Below are 1,714 nucleotides of genomic sequence, written 5' to 3'. Positions count from 1 at the left end.
GGTGTTCATATAAGGGGAGCGCATAGCAACTGTCGTCAGCCAATGCTGCGCGTCAGCCGCAGCCCGTTGAACACCACCAGCAGGGGCCGTAATCTCGCTGCCGGTTTGCTCCCCTCTCCCGCAAAGCGGGAGAGCGGTGCGCATAGCAGCTGCCGCCAGCCACTGCTGCGCGTCAGCCGCAGCCCGTTGAACACCACCAGCAGGGGCCGTAATCTCGCTGCCGGTTTGCTCCCCTTATATGAACACCGCCCCGGATGCAAAGGTTCGAAGCTTGAGTCTTGTGGAGTCGTAGGAATCGGCTGCGGTCTTATATACGGCCTCGTGCGGAACTGACCGCGGGCCTCAATGGAAGCAGCTGGGAACGTCCTCATCTCTCCCGCGGACTCTGGGCCCAAGGGGAGTGTCAGGTTTGGGTTCCCACGGTCCGACCTATTTCGCCATTTGACTCATCTTTCGCCGATGCAGCCGTGAAGGGTTGTGTAAGGGGTGGGGCCGGCGAGCTGGCCTGAGCCGTTCAGGCCGGTCGCCGGCTCACATAGTCGGGATCATATTGGCGCCCATGGGCGAGCAGCGCCCAGGCCTCTCGGGCCATCTTGTTGGCCAGTGCCACGATGACCACATTCGTGGGTCGTCGCGCCAGCAAAGCCTCGGCCCAGGCCGGCCGGTGCCTCGAGCGCGTCAGGACAACGCGCGCGCCATGGATCAGCAGTCGTCGCAGATAGGAATCCCCACGTTTGCTGATATGGCCCAGGTGCACGTTGCCGCCCGTGCCGGATTGGGTGGGAACCAGACCCAGGCTGGCCGCGAAGGCCCGGCCTGAGCGGAAGGCCTGGGCAGAGCCCATGGTGGCCACCAGGGCCGTGGCAGTCATGGCGCCGATGCCGGGAATTGCCTCGACCGCCTGCGCTGCCGGCTCGGACTGCAGCCACGCCGTGATGTCGCGCTCAATCAACTGGATCTGTTCATCGAGTTGGCGCAATGCCATCTGTTGACGCTCTATGGCACGCAACAGCGTGGGCGGTACGCCCTGCTCGATCTCGGCCCGACGGGTCCGTAGCTCGGCGAGCAAAGCCTTGCGCCCCTTGGCGAAGTGCAGGCCGTACTCGCCCAGCAATCCGCGCAACTGATTGCATTCTCTGGTGCGCGTCTGCACCAGACCTTCACGAATCCGGTGGAGTGACAACAAGGCTTGCTGCTCTTCGCTCTTGACAGCTACCACCGGCATGCCGGGTTGTTGGGCCGCGGTCCAGATCGCTCGCGCATCGGCCGCATCCGTCTTGTTGGTACGCACGAACGCGCGCACGTAGCGCGGGTGAATCAGGGCGGGCTCATGGCCCAAACTCCGGATCTTGCGCGCCCACCAGTGTGCGCCGCCACACGCCTCAAGCACCACCTTGCCCGGCGGGCAATTGGACAGGAACTCAATCAGTTCCCGGCGCTGGAACCGGCGGTTGTGAATTTCCCCGCTGGATGGGTCTACCCAGTACATCTGGAACACTGACTTTGCAATGTCCAGCCCATATGTCATAGCATTCATTTGGGCTCTCCTCGACCTCAAGTGATAGTCGCACTTTCACTTTGGCACATCGATGCCGTCGGTCAAGCGAGAGCCCCTTGTCATTCTTGGCGCTCTGAGGTGTGGCTTGGCGGTAGGGTGTGGGCGGTGTTCATTCCATCTCTCCCGCATCGCGGTGTATAGACCGGGAACATAGGT

The 1,714-nt window shown here is 62.8% G+C and carries 1 protein-coding gene; it reads right to left on the bottom strand.

Annotated elements, in window-relative coordinates; genetic code table 11:
- Nucleotides 1-514: 514 nt before the first annotated feature.
- Entirely contained in the window at nucleotides 515-1,537 is a 1,023-nt protein-coding gene (locus tag B552_RS0121670; protein WP_019451155.1) for an IS110 family transposase, read from the bottom strand.
- Nucleotides 1,538-1,714 lie beyond the last annotated feature (177 nt).

It is taken from the genome of Cupriavidus sp. BIS7 (genome assembly GCF_000292345.1).
Lineage (GTDB): Bacteria > Pseudomonadota > Gammaproteobacteria > Burkholderiales > Burkholderiaceae > Cupriavidus.
This window is presented reverse-complemented; position numbering and strand designations above follow the sequence as displayed.